Source organism: Micromonospora sp. NPDC049900 (assembly GCF_044461025.1).
Classification (GTDB): Bacteria; Actinomycetota; Actinomycetes; order Mycobacteriales; family Micromonosporaceae; genus Micromonospora.
The window spans coordinates 63,978-83,659 of record NZ_JBITKM010000004.1 but is presented as its reverse complement, the minus strand read 5'-3'; the positions used below and the strand labels follow the sequence as shown (position 1 = coordinate 83,659).

At 72.2% G+C, this 19,682-nt stretch carries 13 protein-coding genes and 1 pseudogene; 8 read left to right on the top strand and 6 right to left on the bottom strand.

What is annotated here, in order from left to right:
- Positions 1-118 precede the first annotated feature (118 nt).
- Positions 119-322, bottom strand: a complete 204-nt coding sequence (locus ACIBMZ_RS12055) for a cold-shock protein (RefSeq protein WP_396692878.1) — start codon at positions 320-322, stop codon at positions 119-121.
- A 238-nt stretch (positions 323-560) separates the two neighbouring features.
- On the opposite strand from ACIBMZ_RS12055, the gene ACIBMZ_RS12050 reads away from it, so the two are divergent.
- Positions 561-1,169 carry a DedA family protein gene (locus ACIBMZ_RS12050; protein WP_396692876.1) on the top strand — a complete coding sequence of 203 codons (609 nt, stop codon included), beginning with the start codon at positions 561-563 and terminating at the stop codon, positions 1,167-1,169.
- 18 nt (positions 1,170-1,187) lie between these two features.
- Here the strand turns inward: ACIBMZ_RS12050 and ACIBMZ_RS12045 are convergent, their stop codons facing one another.
- Entirely contained in the window at positions 1,188-1,841 is a 654-nt protein-coding gene (locus tag ACIBMZ_RS12045; protein ID WP_396692874.1) for an MBL fold metallo-hydrolase, read from the bottom strand.
- Positions 1,842-1,848: 7 nt separating this feature from the next.
- Positions 1,849-2,565 (bottom strand): maleylpyruvate isomerase family mycothiol-dependent enzyme, encoded by a 717-nt coding sequence (locus ACIBMZ_RS12040; protein WP_396692873.1) that lies wholly within the window; start codon positions 2,563-2,565, stop codon positions 1,849-1,851.
- 120 nt (positions 2,566-2,685) lie between these two features.
- Between ACIBMZ_RS12040 and rsgA the strand changes: the two genes are divergently transcribed.
- The 3 genes and pseudogenes from rsgA (at position 2,686) to ACIBMZ_RS12025 (ending at position 7,525) form a co-directional block, all read left to right on the top strand.
- Positions 2,686-3,711 carry a ribosome small subunit-dependent GTPase A gene (rsgA, locus tag ACIBMZ_RS12035; protein WP_396692871.1) on the top strand — a complete coding sequence of 342 codons (1,026 nt, stop codon included), beginning with the start codon at positions 2,686-2,688 and terminating at the stop codon, positions 3,709-3,711.
- 130 nt (positions 3,712-3,841) lie between these two features.
- Positions 3,842-6,808: pseudogene (uvrA, locus tag ACIBMZ_RS12030) on the top strand (excinuclease ABC subunit UvrA); the annotation flags it as partial.
- Positions 6,809-7,039: 231 nt separating this feature from the next.
- Positions 7,040-7,525 carry a Rieske (2Fe-2S) protein gene (locus ACIBMZ_RS12025; RefSeq protein WP_396692869.1) on the top strand — a complete coding sequence of 162 codons (486 nt, stop codon included), beginning with the start codon at positions 7,040-7,042 and terminating at the stop codon, positions 7,523-7,525.
- A gap of 60 nt (positions 7,526-7,585) precedes the next feature.
- Here ACIBMZ_RS12025 and ACIBMZ_RS12020 read toward each other — a convergent pair whose 3' ends face one another.
- Positions 7,586-10,843, bottom strand: a complete 3,258-nt coding sequence (locus tag ACIBMZ_RS12020) for a penicillin acylase family protein (RefSeq protein WP_396692867.1) — start codon at positions 10,841-10,843, stop codon at positions 7,586-7,588.
- 195 nt (positions 10,844-11,038) lie between these two features.
- Here ACIBMZ_RS12020 and uvrC point away from each other — a divergent pair, with 195 nt between their 5' ends.
- On the top strand, positions 11,039-13,051 hold the full coding sequence (uvrC, locus tag ACIBMZ_RS12015) for an excinuclease ABC subunit UvrC (protein WP_396692866.1): 2,013 nt from the start codon (positions 11,039-11,041) through the stop codon (positions 13,049-13,051).
- 501 nt (positions 13,052-13,552) lie between these two features.
- Here the strand turns inward: uvrC and recQ are convergent.
- Together recQ and ACIBMZ_RS12005 are read right to left on the bottom strand one after the other, a co-directional pair.
- A complete protein-coding gene (recQ, locus tag ACIBMZ_RS12010; RefSeq protein ID WP_396692864.1) occupies positions 13,553-15,433 on the bottom strand; it encodes a DNA helicase RecQ in 1,881 nt (626 codons plus the stop codon).
- Between the two features lie 147 nt (positions 15,434-15,580).
- Positions 15,581-16,234 (bottom strand): hypothetical protein, encoded by a 654-nt coding sequence (locus tag ACIBMZ_RS12005; protein ID WP_396692862.1) that lies wholly within the window; start codon positions 16,232-16,234, stop codon positions 15,581-15,583.
- A 305-nt stretch (positions 16,235-16,539) separates the two neighbouring features.
- On the opposite strand from ACIBMZ_RS12005, the gene rapZ reads away from it, so the two are divergent.
- The 3 genes from rapZ to whiA are packed head-to-tail and all read left to right on the top strand — an operon-like array spanning position 16,540 to position 19,424.
- A complete protein-coding gene (gene rapZ, locus ACIBMZ_RS12000) occupies positions 16,540-17,415 on the top strand; it encodes an RNase adapter RapZ (RefSeq protein WP_396693498.1) in 876 nt (291 codons plus the stop codon).
- The gene (gene yvcK / locus ACIBMZ_RS11995) at positions 17,412-18,389 is read left to right on the top strand and encodes a uridine diphosphate-N-acetylglucosamine-binding protein YvcK (protein ID WP_396692860.1); all 978 of its coding nucleotides are present in this window, start codon (positions 17,412-17,414) and stop codon (positions 18,387-18,389) included. The genes rapZ and yvcK overlap by 4 nt, the downstream gene beginning before the upstream one ends.
- Before the next feature lie 54 nt (positions 18,390-18,443).
- Positions 18,444-19,424 (top strand): DNA-binding protein WhiA, encoded by a 981-nt coding sequence (gene whiA, locus ACIBMZ_RS11990; protein ID WP_131052178.1) that lies wholly within the window; start codon positions 18,444-18,446, stop codon positions 19,422-19,424.
- The last annotated feature ends 258 nt before the right edge of the window (positions 19,425-19,682 follow it).

The following is a 19,682-nucleotide window of genomic DNA, read 5'->3' as shown; positions in this document are numbered from 1 at the left end:
CCGCCGCCCGGGGGGTGCGGGGTCCTGTCGCGCGTCGGGGGGGGGGGGGCGGGGGCGGGGGGCTGGGGGGGGGGGGGGGGGGGGGGCCCCCGGCCCCCCCCCCCCACCCCGGCACGGGTCACATCGGTCGGACGTTGTCCGCCTGCGGCCCCTTCTGCCCCTGGGTCACGTCGAACTCGACCTTCTGGCCCTCGGTCAGCTCCCGGTAGCCACTGGTCGCGATCGCCGAGTAGTGGACGAAGACGTCCGGGCCACCACCATCCTGTTCGATGAAGCCGAAGCCCTTTTCCGAGTTGAACCACTTCACGGTGCCGGTTGCCATGCGTTCTCTCTCCCTGTTCCAGGCGGGCGACCGCCGGCTCCACGCCGGTGGCCGCCCGATACCTTCCCGACAGTAACCGGTGAATAGCGGATTTGCGGGGCGAAGCGCCTCAGGGAGTCGGCGGCGGGGCGAGCCGGGCGGTGGAGAGACGGATCAGGGATGACCCGGAGCACACCGTACGCAGTGTGGGGCGGAATCCTGATGTTCACACCGACGGTCAGGCAATAGCGTACGAGGCATGGCGAACCAGCTGGCCCAGGTCGGAGAACTCCCCGTGGCCCTGTTGATGGCGGTGCTCGGGGTGGTCATGGTCTTCGACGCGGTCCCGCTGTTCGGCGTCCTGGTCCCCGGCGACGTGGCGATCCTCGCCGCCGTGGCGGTCGGCACCCCGGCCACCGGGCTGGCCACCTTCGTCGCCGTGGTCACCGGATGTCTCGCCGGCTGGTCGCTGACCTTCCTCGTCGGCCGACGGTGGGGCGAGGACCTGCGCCACAGTCGCTTCGGCGGCTGGGTCGGCGAGACCCGCTGGGCCACCGCCGAGGTCATCCTGCGCCGCAACGGCGGCCGGCTGGTGCTGGTCGCCCCGTTCCTGCCGGTGTTCAACGCGCTGCTGCCGCTCGCCGCCGGCGGGCTGAACATGTCGTACCCGCGTTTCCTCGGCTTCGCCTCGCTCGGCGCGGGCGCGTGGGCCGGGCTCTACCTGCTGGTGGGCACCGCGTCGCGGTCGCTGATCGGGCTGCTGCCCGGCGGGGCGAGCCCGATGCTGGTCACCATGGTCGGCGGCCTGCTGCTGGCCGCCCTGGTGCTGCTCGGCGTGCGTCGTCGGCTGGGCGGGGTCACCCACTGACACGGCGACCCCACAACCTCACCAGCCTCGGGCGCGCCACTCGGCCAGGTGCGGGCGTTCCGCGCCGAGCGTCGAGTCCCGGCCGTGACCCGGATAGAACCAGGTCTCGTCCGGCAGCCGGTCGAACAGCTTGTGCTCCACGTCGTCGATGAGCGCCGCGAAGCGCTCCGGGTCCTGGTCGGTGTTCCCCACCCCACCTGGGAAGAGGCTGTCCCCCGTGAAGAGGTGCGGGGTGCCCGCCGGGTCGCGGTAGAGCAGCGCCACCGAACCCGGGGTGTGCCCCTTGACGTGGATCACCTCCAGGCCGCAGTCGCCCACCGGCACCGTGTCCCCGTCGGTCAGGGTCTGCGCCGCGATCGGCAACCCCTCCGCGTCGTCGGCGTGCACCAGCGCGCGGGCCCCGGTCTTGGCGACGACCTCCTCCAGCCCCACCCAGTGGTCCATGTGCTGGTGGGTGGTGACCACGGCGCGCAGCCCGTCGTCCCCGATCAGCTCCAGCAGCCGGGGCGCCTCGTTGGCGGCGTCGATCAGCACCTGGTCACCGGTGTGCCGACAGCGCAGCAGGTACGCGTTGTTGTCCATCGGTCCGACCGACAGCTTGGTGATGGTCAGGGCGTCGAGCTCGCGTACGGCCGGCGGGCCGCCGGGGGTGACATCTCCGCGGTAGGTCATCGTCTTCCTAGATCCATTCCGGTGGGCGGGGCAGGTCACCGTCGGGAACGACGGTCAGGGCGGTGCCGGTGCTGCGGCCGGTCAGCCAGGCGGCGAGTTCCGCCGCCGGACCGGTGACGACGGGCGCCCCCGCGCGCTCGCCCACCACCAGTTCGTGACCGGCGCCGTCGAAGCGCAGCACCATCGGCGGTGCGTCGTCGCGGCCGGCGAAGCCGGTGGCCACCTCGTGCAGCAGCCGGTGGCCGAAGGTCGGCGACCAGTCCGCCGGCCGGTAGGCGGCGGCCAGGTCGACGTGGTGGATCTCCACCTCGCGGAGCCGTCCCCAGACCAGCAGGGCGGCCGGCCAGGGACCCCGTCGGGTCTCGACGGTGGCCGCCCAGGCCGGCGCCGGCATCGCCGCGACCGCCTCGGCGAACCGGTCCGCGCTGCGGCGCAGGTCGTCCAGGTGCTCCTCGGGCGGGCGGGTCGCGCCGGCCTCGATGTCGGCGTCGCGGGCCTGCGCGCTGGCGTACTGCGGGATCGACTCGCCGGTGCGCGCCGAGGTGAGCAGGTTGGCGAATCCGTCGGCGTTGCGACACACGTGGGCGAGCACGTGACCCCGGGTCCAGCCGGGCAGCAGCGACGGCGCGGCCAGGTCGTCGGCGTCGAAGGTGGCCGCCGTGCGCAGCAGTCGAGCGGTGGCGTCGGTCACGTCGCCGGTGAGTAAAAGGGGGTCTGTCGTCACGTTCCGACCCTAGCCGCCGCGCCGGTCCGCGTCGCCGGGGAATTCACTTCCGGCGGGGCACCCGTGGGCCTACCGTCGTCAGTGGTTCGCGGCGTCGGGTGGAGGAGGTGGCGGTCGAGCATGAGCATCACGTTGACCGCCCTGGGCTGGGACGCCGAGCGGGCGGCGCATCTGCGACGTGTCCGTACCGATCATCGTCCGGGCCGGGTGGCCCGGGTCGACCGTGGGGTCTGCACCGTGCTGACCGAGGCGGGGCCGGTGCGCGCCACCTCCGGTGGGGCGGTGCTGGTCGCCGCCGCCGGTGACCCCACCCGACTGCCCGGCGTGGGTGACTGGGTGCTGCTCGGGCACTGGCCCGACGCCCGGATCACCGTGGAGGCGGTGCTGCCCCGGCGGACCGCGTTGGTGCGGCGCACCGCCGGCAAGGACGCCGCCGGTCACCTGTTGGCCGCCAACCTGGACGTGGCCGCCGTGGTGGAGGCGGTGCACCCGGCGCCCGACGCCGCCCGCGTGGAGCGGCTGCTGGCGCTGGCCCACGAGTCCGGCGCCCGGCCCCTGGTGGTGCTGACCAAGACCGACCTGGCGGCCGACCCGGCCGCGGTGGCGCGGCAACTCGCGGCGCTCGCGCCCGGCGTGCCGGTGCTGCCGGTCAGCGCCGAGCACGGGGTGGGGTTGGAGCCGTTGCGCGCCGAGGTCGGCGCCGGACGCACCCTGGGCCTGCTGGGACCCTCCGGTGCGGGCAAGTCGAGCCTGGTCAACGCGCTGGCCGGGGCGACGGTGATGCCGACCCAGGCGATCCGGCGGGTGGACGGCAAGGGCCGGCACACCACCACCTGGCGGGCGCTGGTGCCGCTGCCCGGCGGTGGGGCGGTGGTGGACACCCCCGGCGTCCGGGCGGTCGGTCTGCTCGACGGCGCGGCCGGGCTCGACCGGGCCTTCGGCGACATCGCCGCGCTGGCCGCCGAGTGCCGGTACGGCGACTGCGGGCACGAGGCCGAGCCGGGGTGTGCGGTGCAGGACGCGCTGCGGGCGGGTGAGCTGACCGCCCGGCGCTGGGAGAGCTGGCGGCGGTTGCACCGCGAGATCGCTCACGAGACCCGACGCCGCGCGGCTCACCGGCCTCGCCGTCGGGGCAGATTGTCGTAGGGCGGGTCTACAGTTGCCGGGGCGCTATCTCCGCGCCGGCACAACCGCTGGAACCAGCCCGAAAAGGCCGGTTCTCCTCCGAAAGCGGACAGATCTTCCTTCGTCATTCTCACCCGGGAGTACACGGACCGTGGCCGACCGTTTGATCATTCGTGGCGCACGCGAGCACAACCTGCGTGACGTCAGCCTCGACCTGCCCCGGGACGCCCTGATCGTGTTCACCGGGCTGTCCGGTTCGGGCAAGTCGAGCCTGGCCTTCGACACGATCTTCGCCGAGGGGCAGCGCCGCTACGTCGAGTCGTTGTCGTCGTACGCGCGGCAGTTCCTCGGCCAGATGGACAAGCCGGACGTCGACTTCATCGAGGGCCTGAGCCCGGCGGTCTCGATCGACCAGAAGTCGACCTCCCGTAACCCGCGCTCGACCGTCGGCACCATCACCGAGGTCTACGACTACCTGCGGCTGCTGTTCGCCCGGGTCGGCGTGCCGCACTGCCCGGTCTGCGGCGAGCGGATCTCCAAGCAGAGCCCGCAGCAGATCGTCGACCGGGTGCTCGCGATGGCCGAGGGCACCCGCTTCATGGTGCTCGCCCCGGTGGTGCGCGGCCGTAAGGGCGAGTACGTCGACCTCTTCGCCGAGCTGCAGTCCAAGGGGTACGCCCGGGCCCGGGTCGACGGGGTGGTGCACCAGCTCACCGACCCGCCGAAGCTCAAGAAGCAGGAGAAGCACACCATCGAGGTGGTGATCGACCGGCTCAGCGTCAAGGCCGGCGCCAAGCAGCGGCTGACCGACTCGGTCGAGGCGGCGCTCGGCCTGTCCGGCGGTCTGGTGCTGCTGGACTTCGTCGACCTGGCCGAGGACGACCCGGGCCGGGAGCGCCGCTACTCCGAGCACCTGGCCTGCCCGAACGACCACCCGCTGGCGATCGAGGACCTGGAGCCCCGGGTCTTCTCCTTCAACGCGCCGTACGGCGCCTGCCCGGAGTGCACCGGCCTGGGCACCAAGAAGGAGGTCGACCCGGAGTTGGTCGTCCCGGACCCGGAGCGCAGCCTGCGCGAGGGCGCGATCCAGCCCTGGGCCACCGGGCACAACCTGGAGTACTTCCTGCGACTGCTGGAGGCGCTCGGCGAGGCCGAGCACTTCGACGTCGACACCCCGTGGCGGGCGCTGCCGTCGCGGGCGCAGAAGACCATCCTGCACGGCTCCGACGATCAGGTGCACGTGCGCTACCGCAACAAGTACGGCCGGGAGCGCTCGTACTACACCGGCTTCGAGGGCGTGGTGCAGTGGATCGAGCGCCGGCACTCCGACACCGAGTCGGAGTGGTCCCGGGAGAAGTACGAGGGGTACATGCGCGACGTGCCCTGTGCCGCCTGCGGCGGTGCCCGGCTCAAGCCCGAGGTGCTCGCCGTCACGCTTGCCGGGCGCAGCATCGCCGAGGTGTGCAACCTGTCCGTCGGAGAGTGCGCCGACCTGCTGGCCGGCATCGAGCTGACCGACCGGCAGAAGCTGATCGCCGAGCGGGTGCTCAAGGAGATCAACGCCCGGCTGCGGTTCCTGCTCGACGTCGGTCTGGACTACCTCTCGCTGGACCGGCCCGCCGGCACGCTCTCCGGTGGTGAGGCGCAGCGCATCCGGCTCGCCACCCAGATCGGTTCCGGCCTGGTCGGCGTGCTCTACGTGCTGGACGAACCGTCGATCGGGCTGCACCAGCGCGACAACCACCGGCTGATCGAGACCCTGGTCCGGCTGCGTGGCCTGGGCAACACGCTGATCGTGGTCGAGCACGACGAGGACACCATCCGCACCGCCGACTGGATCGTGGACATCGGTCCGGGGGCGGGGGAGCACGGCGGGCAGATCGTGCACAGCGGCTCGGTGCCGGAGCTGCTGACCAACCCGGAGTCGATGACCGGGGCCTATCTGTCCGGTCGCCGGGAGATCCCGATCCCGGCGGGACGCCGTGGGCAGACGCCGGGCCGGGAGCTGGTGGTGCACGGCGCCCGCGAGCACAACCTGCGCAACCTGACGGTGAGCTTCCCGCTGGGCCAGCTCATCGCCGTCACCGGGGTCAGCGGGTCGGGCAAGTCGACGCTGGTCAACGACATCCTCTACGCGGTGCTGGCCAACCAGATCAACGGTGCCCGGCTGGTGCCCGGCCGGCACACCCGGGTCGGTGGGCTGGAGCACGTGGACAAGGTCGTCGGCGTCGACCAGTCACCGATCGGCCGTACGCCGCGCTCGAACCCGGCGACCTACACCGGGGTCTGGGACCACGTGCGCAAGCTGTTCGCCGAGACCACCGAGGCCAAGGTCCGTGGGTACGGGCCGGGTCGGTTCTCGTTCAACGTCAAGGGTGGACGCTGCGAGGCGTGCTCCGGCGACGGCACCATCAAGATCGAGATGAACTTCCTGCCCGACGTGTACGTGCCGTGCGAGGTCTGCAAGGGCGCCCGGTACAACCGGGAGACCCTGGAGGTGCACTACAAGGGCAAGACCGTCTCGGACGTGCTGGAGATGCCGATCGAGGAGGCGGCCGAGTTCTTCTCCGCCATCCCGGCCATCCACCGGCACCTCAAGACGCTCGTCGACGTGGGGCTGGGCTACGTCCGGCTGGGCCAGCCGGCGCCGACCCTCTCCGGCGGTGAGGCGCAGCGGGTCAAGCTCGCCTCCGAGCTGCAGAAGCGGTCCACCGGACGCACGGTGTACGTGCTCGACGAGCCGACCACCGGCCTGCACTTCGAGGATATCCGCAAGCTGCTGCTGGTGCTGGAGGGTCTGGTCGACAAGGGCAACACGGTGATCACCATCGAGCACAACCTCGACGTGATCAAGAGCGCCGACTGGCTGATCGACATGGGCCCGGAGGGCGGTCACCGGGGCGGCACGGTGCTCGCCACCGGCACCCCGGAGGAGGTCGCCGAGGTCACCGAGAGCCACACCGGGCAGTTCCTGCGTGGTGTGCTCAAGCTGGACGGCACGGCCAAGGGCGCGAAGGCGGCCACCGCCCGGGCCGCCAAGGCCAACGGCGCCAAGGCCGGCGGTGCCAGGGCCAACGGTGCCAGGGCCAACGGTGCCAGGGCCAACGGTGCCAAGGCTGGCGGTGCCAAGGCCGAGGGTGTCAAGGGCGACGGTGCCAAGACGCGCGGTCGCAAGGCGGCCACCGCCCGCTGACCCGCAGGCCCGACCGTCGCCCGTGTGGCGGTCCGGTCCACCCGTCGGGGTAGGCCGGAGTGGCCGATCGGGTGAACCACCGGGCAGAGTGGTGCGTGTCGTGAGACGTAGCCACGGATCATGCACGGTGGTAGCCGAACAGAGAAACGAGGCAGCATGAGTGACGAACAGGTGCTGGCCGGTGCGGACACGCGTACCCGACGGAGTCTGCTGACCGGCGTGGGCGCGGTCGGCGCGGCGGTGGTGCTGGCCGGGTGCGGCGGCGGTGACGACTCCGGTGACGGCGCGGCCCCGACCAGCGGTGGCCCGGAGGTCACCAACACCGGAGACCCCGGTGGCGGGGACCGTGCGGGAGCCCAGTCCCTGGCCAGGACCGCCGACATCCCGGTCGGCGGGGGCGCTGTCTTCGCCGCCCAGGGCGTGGTGATCACCCAGCCCGCCGCCGGCGAGTTCAAGGGGTTCGACCCGATCTGCACGCACCAGGGCTGCCCGGTGTCGAACGTCGACGGCGGGACGATCAACTGCACCTGTCACGGCAGCAAGTTCTCCATCGAGGACGGCTCGGTCAAGGCCGGGCCGGCGACCACCGGCCTGCCGGCCAAGGAGGTCAAGGTCGACGGGGACCAGATCTCGCTGGCCTGACCGGGGCACGCGGACACGGGCGCGGCCGGGGCGATCTCGCCCCGGCCGCGCCCGTCTGTGTCACTGCGCGTACGCGGACAGCTCCCACAGCGAGAAGCCGTACGTGGTGGCCCGGGTGAGCCCGTACACCCGCACGTAGCGGGCCTGTTGTGGGGCGAAGGTCAGCACGTCGGTGCCGCCGTCGCCGGCCGTGGTCGACCAGACCGTCCGCCAGGTGCCGCCGTCGTCGGAGACCTCGACGCGGTACGACCGGGCGTACGCGGACTCCCAGGCCAGCACCACCCGGCCGACCTGCCGCACCGAGCCCAGGTCCACCCGCAGCCACTGGTTGTCCGACCAGGAGCTGGCCCAGCGGGTGTTCAGGTCACCGTCGACGGCACGGCCGGCACCGTTGCCGAGTTGGCTGCTGGAGGCGGTCACCGGACGCCCGGTGGCCAGATTGGTCACCGCGTCGCCACGCCGGGCCGGGAACGACACCACCTGCTGGTAGGTGGGGCGGTTCTGCCAGGCGATGGTGGCGTGCTTGATCCCACCCAGCGGCGACTGGACGATCGCGTCCGCGCACCACTGGTCACCGGCGGCGCAGGTGGCGTCGCCCGGGTACGTCTGGGTGGCCGGGGTCGTCGACGCGGTGCGCAGCGTGTCCAGCAGCACCTGACGGCACGTGCCCAGGTTGCCGGCGCCGCAGAAGGTCCGCCCGGGGCCGCCGGCGACCGGGTCGCCCAGCACCGCCCGCAGGTCCTTGTCGACGTAGCCCCACCAGCCGTACTGGAACGCCGAGCCCTTGTGGGTCTGCGCGCTGTTCGCCGACGACGGCAGGTTCGACACGTCGCCCTGTTGCAGACCGGACGGCGATTCGTTGATCTGCATCGCGTTGATCACCGACTGGTAGAGGTCCGTGCCGAGCTGGTCGCGGAAGATGCCCCGCACCAGCAGCGGCCACCAGGCGTCGAAGGTACGGATCGCCTCGGCGTGCTGGTACGCCTTGGCGCCCTTGGCGGTCTCCACCCGCAGCGCACCCGCCTGCCGCCAGGCCTTGAGTCGGTTGATCTCGGTGGTCAGTGCGCTGTCGGTGACCGGTTGGCTCTCCAGCACCCGGATCAGCTCGCCGAGCACCTCGGCGCCGCGCAGGTCGGTCAGCCCGGCCCGCTGCACCAACTCGGTCAGCGAGGCCCGGTCGAACTTGCGGCCCGCCGAGATGGCCGCCTTCATCGGCTTGTCCAGCAGATCACCGCGGTGTACGGCGCCGAAGCTGAAGTTGCCGTCGGCGGCACCGAAGTCCTTGGCCTGCTTGTTGTTCCAACTGATGTAGTAGTCCTGATTGATCGACTGCGGGTGGGCCGAACGCGGCGCGTACCGGGCGGTGCCGGTCGCCGGGTCGAAGTCCTGCCACTCGTAGGCGCGTTCGGCCTTCATCGGCAGGTTCGGGTTGCTGCCGTCGGCCCGCACCGGGTTGAGTCCGGAGTTGAAGTACGCCGACTGGGAGGAGTTGACGTAGAACCAGTTGAAGGCGTACTCGACGCTGTGCGCGGAGGTGAGGAACGCCTCGGCGGAACCCATCTGGGTCGGGTCGTTGAACATCTGGAAGCCGATGGCCGAGTCGGCCTCGCGGCCGTAGGTGGACCGCAGTTGGGTGAACGCGTGCGGCACTCCGCCCACCGTGCCGCGCCAACCCACCAGGCCCAGTTTGGTACGCCAGGCGACCAGCTTGTACGAGCCGGCTGCGGTGCCGTCGGCGACGGTCGGGGTCCACCGGTTGACCCGGGACAGCTCCTCCATCGCCTGGCACTGGCCCCGGAACAGGTAGTGGTTGCTGGCCAGCGTCGGCGTACCGCCGCCGGGGACGCAGAGCGGCACGGCGTACGTGTCGGTGATGTCGTGGATCGAGGAGGTGGCGCTCCAGGCGTAGTCCTGACCCCGGCCGAGCAGGACATAGAGGTTGAGTCCGGCGAAGGCGGCGCCGCGGGCGCTGATGCCCGGTCCCTGCAACTCCTGCACCATCAGCAGTTGCGGGGAGAAGTAGCCGGTCTGCGGCCCGAAGACGGCGATCGGGTGGCCGGTGGCGGAGTGGGCGGCGGAGACCACGGCCGCGTTGGACATGCCCCGGTGCGCCGGGTCGATGGTCAGCCCGGAGAGCGCGGCGGCCAGCTCCGAGCTGCGGTTCGAGGTGGTGGCGGCGGTGGCGGAGCCGGTCGGGTCGGTGAAGATCGGCTCGACCCGGGTCGAGCCGGCGTCCGGCAGCACCACGCTGGGCGCGTTCGGCGAGGCGTCACCGTACGGGAAGCTCTGCCCGTCGTGCAGGGTCAGCACGGTCTCCGGGTCGTTCTGCCCCCGGAAGGCGTTCCACACCCGATCGCCCTCGGTCGGACCGAACTTGGCCCGGGAAGCGATGCGCACCAGCGCCGACTGCATCTCGGTGCCGCCGCCACCGCCGAACAGACCGCCGACGACCCCGGCGATGGCGATCAGGTCGGTCATCACGAACGGCTTCGGCCCACCGGCGTTGGTGATCGCGTCGAGGTGACCGGTCAGCACGTACTCGCCGGGGCAGTTGCGGTTGGCCATGCAGGTCCGGATGTAGGCGTTGACCCCGGCGACGTACTCCTGCACGTCGGCGTAGAGCTGCTCGCCGCGTGCGCCGCCCTTGCCGCGCAACGCGTTCACCTGGGCCTGCAGGTCCGCCTCGGTGTACGGGGAGGTGCGCCACACGCTCTGCTCCAGCGCCCGGTTGCCCGGTGCGCCACCGGCGAACGGGGTCAGCGTGCCCCGGCCGACGTGCCGTAGCAGGTCCATCGTGAAGAGTCGGTCCTCGGCTCCGGCGTACCCGGCGCCGTACATGGTGCCGCCTCGCGTGGTGCCGGTGATGTGCGGGACACCGTTGGTCCGGTCCCGCACGATCCGGACGTCGGAGCGCGGGGAGTAGTCGCGCTCGACCTGGCTGGGGGCGATGCCGAAGGAGGCGTCCCGGAAGAACGTGCTGACCTGGTCCTCGCGCAGCCCGGCGTAGCCGTAGACCAGGTTGGCGTACGTGTCGAGCTGGTCGGCGGAGTGTCGGGGCAGGGTGCCGAACGCCTGGTTGCCCAGGACCTCGACGAGGGTGGCGTTGCCGTTCTGGCCGGGCGGCAGGATCTCCGAGCACTCGCCGAGGCAGTAGTCGTTGGCGGCGAAGGCGTTGCCGACGTTGACGGCGAGGGTGCCGGCGTCGGGGGCGGGCGCGGTGGCGGTGGCGGGGGACGACGCGCCGACGAGCGCGGTGGCGACCGCGACGGCGGCGGTCGCACCGGCGAGCAGCCGGCGGGTGGCGGTGTGACCAGGCATGGCGATCCTCTGTGGACGGGGGACCATCGGGCGGGATCATTACGTGAAGAACATTCGGTTACTGGATGGTAGGCGTCGGCACCCGAGATTGGAAGGCGTCAATCGCGACTCCCCGGTACGCCGGCCCCACGCGGGCGGAGAAAGGGGCGAGTGGGGATGATCAGGGCTGTCGGGGGTGGCGACTAGTCTCGGAGTGTGGCTGATCCGTCGACCTACCGTCCTGCGCCGGGCACCATCCCCGAGGCGCCGGGGGTCTACCGCTTCTACGACGGCACCGGCCGGGTGATCTACGTCGGCAAGGCGCGCAACCTGCGCAGCCGGCTCAACTCCTACTTCGGCGACCTCTGGGGCCTGCACCAGCGCACCCAGCAGATGGTCACCACCGCCGAGTCGGTCGACTGGGTCACCGTCGGCACCGAGGTCGAGGCGCTCCAGCTCGAATACCTCTGGATCAAGCAGTACGACCCGAGGTTCAACGTCCGCTACCGCGACGACAAGTCGTACCCGTACCTGGCGGTCACCCTCGACGAGGAGTACCCACGGTTGCAGGTCATGCGGGGCACCAAGCGCAAGGGGGTGCGCTACTTCGGGCCGTACTCGCACGCCTGGGCCATCCGCGAGACGCTCGACCTGCTGCTGCGGGTCTTCCCGGCGCGGACCTGCTCCGCCGGGGTGTTCAAGCGGGCCGGGCAGGTCGGCCGGCCCTGTCTGCTCGGCTACATCGGCAAGTGCTCCGCGCCCTGCGTCGGCAGCGTCACCGCCGAACGGCACCGCGAGATCGTCGACGACTTCTGCGACTTCATGGCCGGACGCACCGACACCATGGTGCGCAAGCTGGAAGGCGAGATGGTCGAGGCCAGCGAGGCGCTGGAGTTCGAGCGGGCGGCCCGGCTGCGCGACGACGTCGCCGCGCTGCGCCGGGCGATGGAGAAGCAGACCGTGGTGCTCGGCGACGGCACCGACGCCGACGTGGTGGCATTCGCCGACGACCCGCTGGAAGCCGCGGTGCAGGTCTTCCACGTGCGCGGCGGCCGGGTACGCGGCCAGCGCGGCTGGGTGGTGGAGAAGACCGAGGACCTCAGTACCGGTGACCTGGTGCACCACTTCTGCACCCAGGTCTACGGCGGCGAGCAGGGCGAGACCGACGTCCCGCGCGAACTGCTGGTGCCGGAGCTGCCCGCCGACGCCGACGCCCTCGCCGACTGGCTCTCCGAGCACCGGGGCACCCGGGTGACGCTGCGGGTGCCGCAGCGCGGCGACAAACGCACCCTGATGGAGACGGTCGAACGCAACGCCAAGGACGCGCTGGCCCGGCACAAGCTCAAGCGGGCCGGTGACCTGACCACCCGCGGCAAGGCACTCGACGAGATCACCGACGCGCTCGGGCTGCGGACCGCACCGCTGCGCATCGAGTGCTTCGACATCTCCCAGATCCAGGGCACCGACGTGGTGGCCAGCATGGTCGTCTTCGAGGACGGTCTGCCCCGCAAGAGCGAGTACCGCCGTTTCATCATCCGGGGCGCCACCGACGACCTCTCCGCGATGTCCGAGGTGCTGCGCCGCCGCTTCGCCCGCTACCTCGACGCCCGCGCCGAGACCGGCGAGGTGGGCGTGGAGTCCGCTGCCGACCTGGCCGCCGCCGGCCCGGCTGCCCCCGGTGCGGCGACGCTCGGCGGTGTGGACGTCGCCGAGGACGAGCCGAAGGTGGGTGTGCTGGTCGACCCGACCACCGGACGGCCGCGCAGGTTCGCGTACCCGCCGCAGTTGGTGGTGGTCGACGGCGGCGCACCACAGGTGACCGCCGCCGCGCAGGCGCTGGCCGAGCTGGGCATCGACGACGTGGCGCTGTGCGGCCTGGCCAAGCGGCTGGAGGAGGTCTGGCTGCCTGACGACGACTTCCCGGTCATCCTGCCACGCACCTCGGAGGGGCTCTACCTGCTCCAACGGGTACGCGACGAGGCGCACCGCTTCGCCATCACCTTCCACCGGCAGCGCCGCTCCAAGCGGATGACCACCTCCGCGCTGGACAGCGTCCCCGGCCTCGGCGAGGTACGCCGCAAGGCGCTGCTGCGCCACTTCGGCTCCCTCAAGCGCCTCTCGGCCGCCACCGTGGACGAGATCACCGAGGTCCCCGGCGTCGGCCGCCGCACCGCCGAGGCGATACTCACCGCACTCGGCGCCGCCGACAGTCCGGCCGCCGCCGACTGATCCAGACGGCCGGTCCTGGCGACGACCGCCTCGTCGACCCGCGCGGCAGCCCGAGCGGGCGTCGTCGGCGCCTCGTCGGCTTCTACGCGATCTCGGGCGTGGTCAGGTTCCCTCCGAACTGGTCGAGCACCAGGCTGGTCGGCGCGAGCGCGACCGTGTCGGCGGTGTCGATGTCGGCACGCCGCCGGGGCCTGCCAGATGGGGTACCACGACTATCGAGCTGACTGCGTCGGCGGATCACTCCTTCCGAGAGCACGGACGGTTCAGCTCGACAGGCGCTGACCTGGTGGGAAGGAGGGGGCACCGCCCGCTGGGCCCGCCGACATCGCCCGGCCGAGGGCCGAGCAGCAGCGGGCGCCGAGCAGCGGACGGTGAGGGGGGCAGCGGAGCAGCGGGCGATGAGCGACGGGCGTCGTGCAGCGCGCGGTGAGCGGGGGCAGCCGAGCAGCAGGTGGGTGAGCCGCGCGGGCGGGTGCCGTTGGCGGTCGGGTGAGCGGCGGGTCAGGCCGGGTCGGCAAGCACCCCGAGGATCTGCTCGCCGTACTTGGCCAGCTTGTTCTCGCCGACGCCGCTGATCCGCGACAGCTCGGCCAGCGACGACGGGGCGTCGGCGGCGATCTGCCGCAACGTGGCGTCGTGGAAGATGACGTACGCGGGTACGCCCTGTTCCTTGGCGGAGGCCGCGCGCCAGGCGCGCAGGCGCTCGAACGTACCGGCTGCCTCGGCCGGCAGTTCCGCGACCACGGTGGCCGCGCCCCGGGGCTTGGCCGTCTTCGCCGGGCGGGCCGGCTCCCGGCGCATCATCACGGTACGTCGGCGGCCGAGCACCTCGGCGCTGGCGTCGGTGAGCGCCAGGGTGCCGTAGTCACCCTCGACGGCGAGCAGGCCCTCGGCGAGCAACTGGCGCACCACGCCCCGCCACTCCGCCTCGCTCAGATCGTCGCCGATGCCGAAGACGGTGAGCGAGTCGTGCCGGTGCTGGACGATCTTGTCGGTGCTCTTGCCCAGCAGGATGTCGACGCAGTGTCCGGCACCGAACCGCTGGTTGCGTTCCCGATCCAGCCGGAACACCGTGGAGAGCAGCTTCTGCGCGGCGACCGTGCCGTCCCAGGACTCCGGCGGGGCCAGGCAGGTGTCGCAGTTGCCGCAGTCACCGTCCAGGCGCTGGCCGAAGTAGTCGAGCAACTGCACCCGGCGGCAGCGCACCGTCTCGCAGAGCGCCAGCATCGCGTCGAGGTGCGCGGCGAGGTTGCGCCGGTGGGCCAGGTCGCCCTCGGAGGTGTCGATCATCTTGCGTTGCTGGACGACGTCCTGGAGCCCGTACGCCAGCCAGGCGGTCGACGGCAGGCCGTCCCGGCCCGCACGGCCGGTCTCCTGGTAGTAGCCCTCGACCGACTTGGGCAGGTCCAGGTGGGCGACGAAGCGGACGTCCGGTTTGTCGATGCCCATGCCGAAGGCGATCGTCGCCACCATCACCACGCCGTCGGCGCGCAGGAAGCGCTGCTGGTTGGCGGCGCGGGTGGCCGCGTCCAGACCGGCGTGGTACGGCAGCGCGTCGATACCGTTGGCGGTGAGGAACTCGGCCGTCTTCTCCACCGAGGCGCGCGACAGGCAGTAGACGATGCCGGCCTCGCCCGGGTGCTCGTCGCGCAGCAGCGCGAGCAGTTGCTTGCGCGCCTCCCGCTTCGGCACGATCCGGTACTGGATGTTGGGCCGGTCGAAGCTGGCCACGAAGTGCCGCGCGTCGGTCAGGTTGAGCCGGTTGGCGATCTCCGTACGGGTGGCGCTGGTCGCGGTGGCGGTCAGCGCGATGCGGGGTACGCCCGGCCAACGCTCGTGCAGCATCGACAGGTTGAGGTAGTCCGGGCGGAAGTCGTGGCCCCACTGCGACACGCAGTGCGCCTCGTCGATGGCGAACAGGCTGATCCGGCCCCGGTCCAGCAGGCTCAACGTGGCCCGGCTGGCCAGCGCCTCCGGGGCGAGGTAGAGCAGGTCGATCTCCCCGGCGACGAACTCCGCCTCGACCACCCGGCGGGTGTCCAGATCCAGCGTGGAGTTCAGGAAGCCGGCGCGCACCCCGACGGCGGTCAACGCGTCGACCTGGTCCTGCATCAACGCGATCAACGGCGAGATCACCACCGCCACACCGTCACGGACCAGCGCCGGAATCTGGTAGCACAGCGACTTGCCGCCACCGGTCGGCATCAGCACCAGCGCGTCCCCGCCGGCCGCCACGTGCTCGATGACCTCCTGCTGGAAGCCACGGAAGGAGTCGTACCCGAAGACCCGCCGCAACACGTCGAGCGCCGCTGTCACCTTCTCGGCGACGGGCGCGTCGGAGGTGGCCAGGTCGGTGAGGCTCACGTCGGCGGGGGAGACCATCCGAGGATTCTACGAGCCGGCCCGCCGGGACCGCCGTTCCCCGTCCACGTTGCGCGACTGGCCGGGCAGCACCCGGATCGTGGCAGTACACCTGGTCTCCACCCGGCGTGTCGACCAGTTGTGGTGCCACGTCGACGGCTGGTGGGTTCAGTAGCTCGGGGGGACCGGGACACGTTTGGCCCAGCGGACCTCGCCGTCGTCGTCGACGTGGCAGAAGGCCACCACCAGGCGGGTCGGATCCTCCAGCGGCAGCGCGCCGGGGTCGAGGCGGTACACCCCGATCAGGCTGCCGTCACCGGTCGCCCGGGTGCCGATCGCGCCGACGTGCGGTGCGCTTCCCTGCGTACCGTCGGGCTGCTCTCGGACGGCGGTGTCGGCCAGCCAGTCGTAGCGGGCGGCCAGCACCTCGTACTCGGTGGACCAGCCGAATCCGGCGTCGCCGGCGGCGTCGAAGCCGCCCTCGGGGTGCAGCACCCGGGGCGGTGAACTCCGGTCGTCCAGCAGCATGACCTGGTAGTGGCCCTTGCGGGGCGGTCCGGACCAGCGCAGTCGCAGCACGACCGACTGCCGGTCGGGATCGCCGTGGACCCGGTCGGTCGCGTGCGGCCAGCCGAACGCGGCGGCGGCCCGCCCCACCCGGTCCGGCTCGGGCAGGCGCGCCTCGGCGGTCACCGCGACCTGGTCGCCGCCGTGTGCCCACTCACGTTCACGTTCGACGAGACGATCCACCGTGGCCAGCACCGCGATCGTGACCGAGACAAGGGCCACCACCCAGCGCAGCCGCGCCCCGTGCCTCCCCATTTCCGGAGGATAACGGCCTCGGGCGTCACGTGCCGTCAGTCAGCCGACACGACCCGTGAAAGGAGGGGGCCCTTTCTAACGCCTCGTGTATAGCAGGGGACCCTTCCTTACCTCCCAGGCCGCGCGGGGACGTGCTGGTGGGCGGGTGCGGCGGTGCGCTCCGGCGGGTCGGGCCCGGCGAGCTAGAGTCGGCGCTTGACCATGCCCGGTCGGCTCCGACCGCGGCGCCACGGCTTGGGGGTTGATGGGTGGGCGAGGCGCACACGACCGGTCACCACGGCGGCGTACCCGGTGCGCAGTCCGGGATGGTGGCCGGCGAGACGGACACCACCCTGGTCGTGGTCACCGGCCTCTCCGGTGGCGGGCGCAGCACCGTGGCCCGGGCCCTGGAGAACGTCGGCTTCTACGTGGTGGACAACCTGCCGCAGGCGCTGCTGCTGGACATGGCCGAGCTGGCGGTGAAGGCCGGTGGGGCCGCCCGGCGTACGGCGATGGTGCTGGACGTTCGTTCGCGTGCCTTCTCCACCGACCTGGCCGAGGCGATCCGGGAGTTGAAGGAGCGCGGCTACGCCCCCCGGGTGGTCTTCGTCGACGCCGACGACGAGGTGCTGATCCGGCGTTTCGAGAGCGTGCGGCGCTCGCATCCGTTGCAGGGCGACGGGCGGCTCGCCGACGGTATCGCCGTCGAGCGGGGACTGCTGGAGGAGGCCCGCGACCAGGCCGACGTGATCATCGACACCAGCCACCTCAACGTCAACCAGCTCCGCCGACGCATCGAGGAGCTGTTCGGCGGGGAGGACGCGCGGCGGCTGCGGCTGACCGTGATCTCGTTCGGCTTCAAGTACGGCCTGCCGCCGGACGCCGACTTCGTGATGGACGCCCGGTTCCTGCCCAACCCGTTCTGGGTGCCGGAACTGCGCGAGCACACCGGTCGGGAGGAGGCGGTCAGCGCGTACGTGCTGAGCCAGGAGGGTGCCGACGCGTTCGTCGACGGGTATGCGGACCTGGTCGGCGCCACCACCGCCGGTTTCGAGCGTGAGGGCAAGCGGTACCTGACCGTGGCGGTCGGCTGCACCGGCGGCAAGCACCGCAGTGTGGCGATCGCCGAGGAACTGGCGGCCCGGTTGCGTCGTGCCGGGCTGGCCGCCAACGCACAGCACCGGGATCTGGGGCGCGAATGACGGTCCGGGTGGTGGCCTTCGGGGGCGGGCACGGACTGTCCGTGTCGTTACGGGCGTTACGTCGCTGCGCACCCGGACTCGACCTCGACATCACGGCGGTGGTGACCGTCGGCGACGACGGCGGCTCCAGCGGGCGGCTGCGCGCCGAGCGGGGCGGACTGCCTCCCGGTGACCTGCGGCAGGCGCTGGTCGCGCTGGCCGGCGACCATCCGGCCACCCGCCGCAGCGCCGGGCTGTTCCAGCACCGCTTCGTACCGGCGACCCGGGGTCTGCCCGGCCGGGGCGACGGGCTGGGCGGGCACGCGGTCGGCAACCTGGTGATCGCCGGGTTGATGGAGCAGCTCGGCGACCCGGTGGCGGCCCTGGAGCACGCCGGGGCGATGCTCGGCGCGGTCGGGCGGGTGCTGCCGATGTCCTGTGAGCCGGTCGACATCGAGGCCCGGGTACGCGCCGCCGACCCCGGCCGCCCGGACGAGGTGAGCACGGTACGCGGCCAGCACCAGGTGGCGGTCACCACGGGCCGGGTCGAGTCGGTGCGACTGACCCCGCAGGCGCCGGCGGCGTGTCCGCAGGCGGTCGCCGCGATCGGTACCGCCGACTGGCTGATCTTCGGCCCGGGAAGCTGGTACACCAGCGTCCTGCCGCACCTGCTGGTGCCGCAGTTGGCCGCGGCGATCCTGGCCAGCCCGGCCCGGCGCCTGGTCACCCTCAACCTGGCCGCAGAGAAGGAGACCCTCGGCCTCTCCGTCGCCGATCACCTGGCGGCGCTGCGCTGGTACCTGCCGGAGCTGACGGTCGACGTCGTGCTCGCCGACGCCAAGGCGGTCGGTGCTCCTGAGCCGGTCGACCGTGCGGCAGAATCCCTGGGAGCCCGACTGGTCCTCGCTCCCGTCGCGGTCGATGACGGCACTCCCCGGCATGATCCGGCCGCCCTGGGCGCCGCCCTGGTGCCCGTACTGGGCGCCGATCGTTAGACACGTACGTAATCTCCGGCGACACGCCGGAACGGGTCCGTGAGGGGACGCACAATGGCGATGACGGCTGCGGTCAAGGACGAGCTGAGTCGGGTCGACGTGCCCAAGCCCTGCTGCCGGCGGGCGGAGATGGCCGCGCTGCTGCGGTTCGCCGGTGGGCTGCACATCGTCTCCGGGCGGGTGGTGGTGGAGGCGGAGCTCGACACCGGCGCGGTGGCCCGTCGGCTGCGGCGGGAGATCGCCGAGGTCTACGGGTACTCGAGCGAGATCCACGTGCTGGCCTCCGGCGGGCTGCGCAAGGGCAGCCACTTCATCGTCCGGGTGGTCAAGGACGGCGAGGCCCTGGCCCGGCAGACCGGCCTGCTGGACGTGCGGGGCCGACCGGTGCGGGGGTTGCCGCCGCACGTGGTGGCCGCCAACGTCTGCTGCGCGGTGTCCGCGTGGCGGGGTGCCTTCATGGCGCACGGTTCGTTGACCGAGCCGGGTCGCTCCAGCGCCCTGGAGATCACCTGCCCGGGGCCGGAGTCGGCGTTGGCGCTGGTCGGCGCCGCTCGCCGGATCGGTATCACCGCCAAGCAGCGGGAGGTGCGCGGCGTCGACCGGGTGGTGGTCAAGGACGGTGACGCGATCGCCGCGCTGCTCACCCGGGTCGGCGCCCACTCCAGTGTGCTGGCCTGGGAGGAGCGCCGGGTCCGCCGCGAGGTGCGCGCCACCGCCAACCGGTTGGCAAACTTCGACGACGCCAACCTGCGGCGTTCGGCGCGGGCGGCGGTGGCTGCCGCCGCCCGGGTGACCCGGGCCCTGGAGATCCTCGCCGAGGACGCGCCCGAGCACCTGACCTCGGCCGGCCGGCTGCGGCTGGAGCACCGGCAGGCGTCGCTGGAGGAGCTGGGCGCGTTGGCCGACCCGCCGTTGACCAAGGACGCGATCGCCGGGCGGATCCGCCGGCTGCTGGCGCTGGCCGACAAGCGGGCCCGTGACCTGGGCATCCCGGATACCGAAGCGGCCGTCACGCCCGACATGCTCGTGGTCTGATAGGACGGTGGGTCGTCCCGGCGCGGGCGGGCCGGTGAGGCGTGCCCTCGCCGCCGCGCGTCGTCGAGGCGGTGTGGCGTCCGGCGGTGCGGGTGAGGGCAACCACCCGGCGCGGCACGGCTCGCCGCGCTCGGATATGGTCGCTGCGTACGGCAAGGGGGCCGGCACCGGCGCTCCCCGCCGAACCCACCGCCTCGGGGCGGTCAGGTCCCTCGGACCGCGGCGGGGTGGCCGAGATGAACCGTCAACGGCCGGCTC

Excerpts from the sequence above, each read along its gene's own strand:
- ACIBMZ_RS12055 (WP_396692878.1), bottom strand. The coding sequence starts at position 322 with ATGGCAACCGGCACCGTGAAGTGGTTCAACTCGGAAAAGGGCTTCGGC.
- ACIBMZ_RS12050 (WP_396692876.1), top strand. The coding sequence starts at position 561 with ATGGCGAACCAGCTGGCCCAGGTCGGAGAACTCCCCGTGGCCCTGTTG.
- ACIBMZ_RS12045 (WP_396692874.1), bottom strand. The coding sequence starts at position 1,841 with ATGACCTACCGCGGAGATGTCACCCCCGGCGGCCCGCCGGCCGTACGC.
- rsgA (WP_396692871.1), top strand. The coding sequence starts at position 2,686 with ATGAGCATCACGTTGACCGCCCTGGGCTGGGACGCCGAGCGGGCGGCG.
- ACIBMZ_RS12025 (WP_396692869.1), top strand. The coding sequence starts at position 7,040 with ATGAGTGACGAACAGGTGCTGGCCGGTGCGGACACGCGTACCCGACGG.
- ACIBMZ_RS12020 (WP_396692867.1), bottom strand. The coding sequence starts at position 10,843 with ATGCCTGGTCACACCGCCACCCGCCGGCTGCTCGCCGGTGCGACCGCC.
- recQ (WP_396692864.1), bottom strand. The coding sequence starts at position 15,433 with ATGGTCTCCCCCGCCGACGTGAGCCTCACCGACCTGGCCACCTCCGAC.
- ACIBMZ_RS12005 (WP_396692862.1), bottom strand. The coding sequence starts at position 16,234 with ATGGGGAGGCACGGGGCGCGGCTGCGCTGGGTGGTGGCCCTTGTCTCG.
- rapZ (WP_396693498.1), top strand. The coding sequence starts at position 16,540 with ATGGTGGCCGGCGAGACGGACACCACCCTGGTCGTGGTCACCGGCCTC.
- yvcK (WP_396692860.1), top strand. The coding sequence starts at position 17,412 with ATGACGGTCCGGGTGGTGGCCTTCGGGGGCGGGCACGGACTGTCCGTG.
- whiA (WP_131052178.1), top strand. The coding sequence starts at position 18,444 with ATGGCGATGACGGCTGCGGTCAAGGACGAGCTGAGTCGGGTCGACGTG.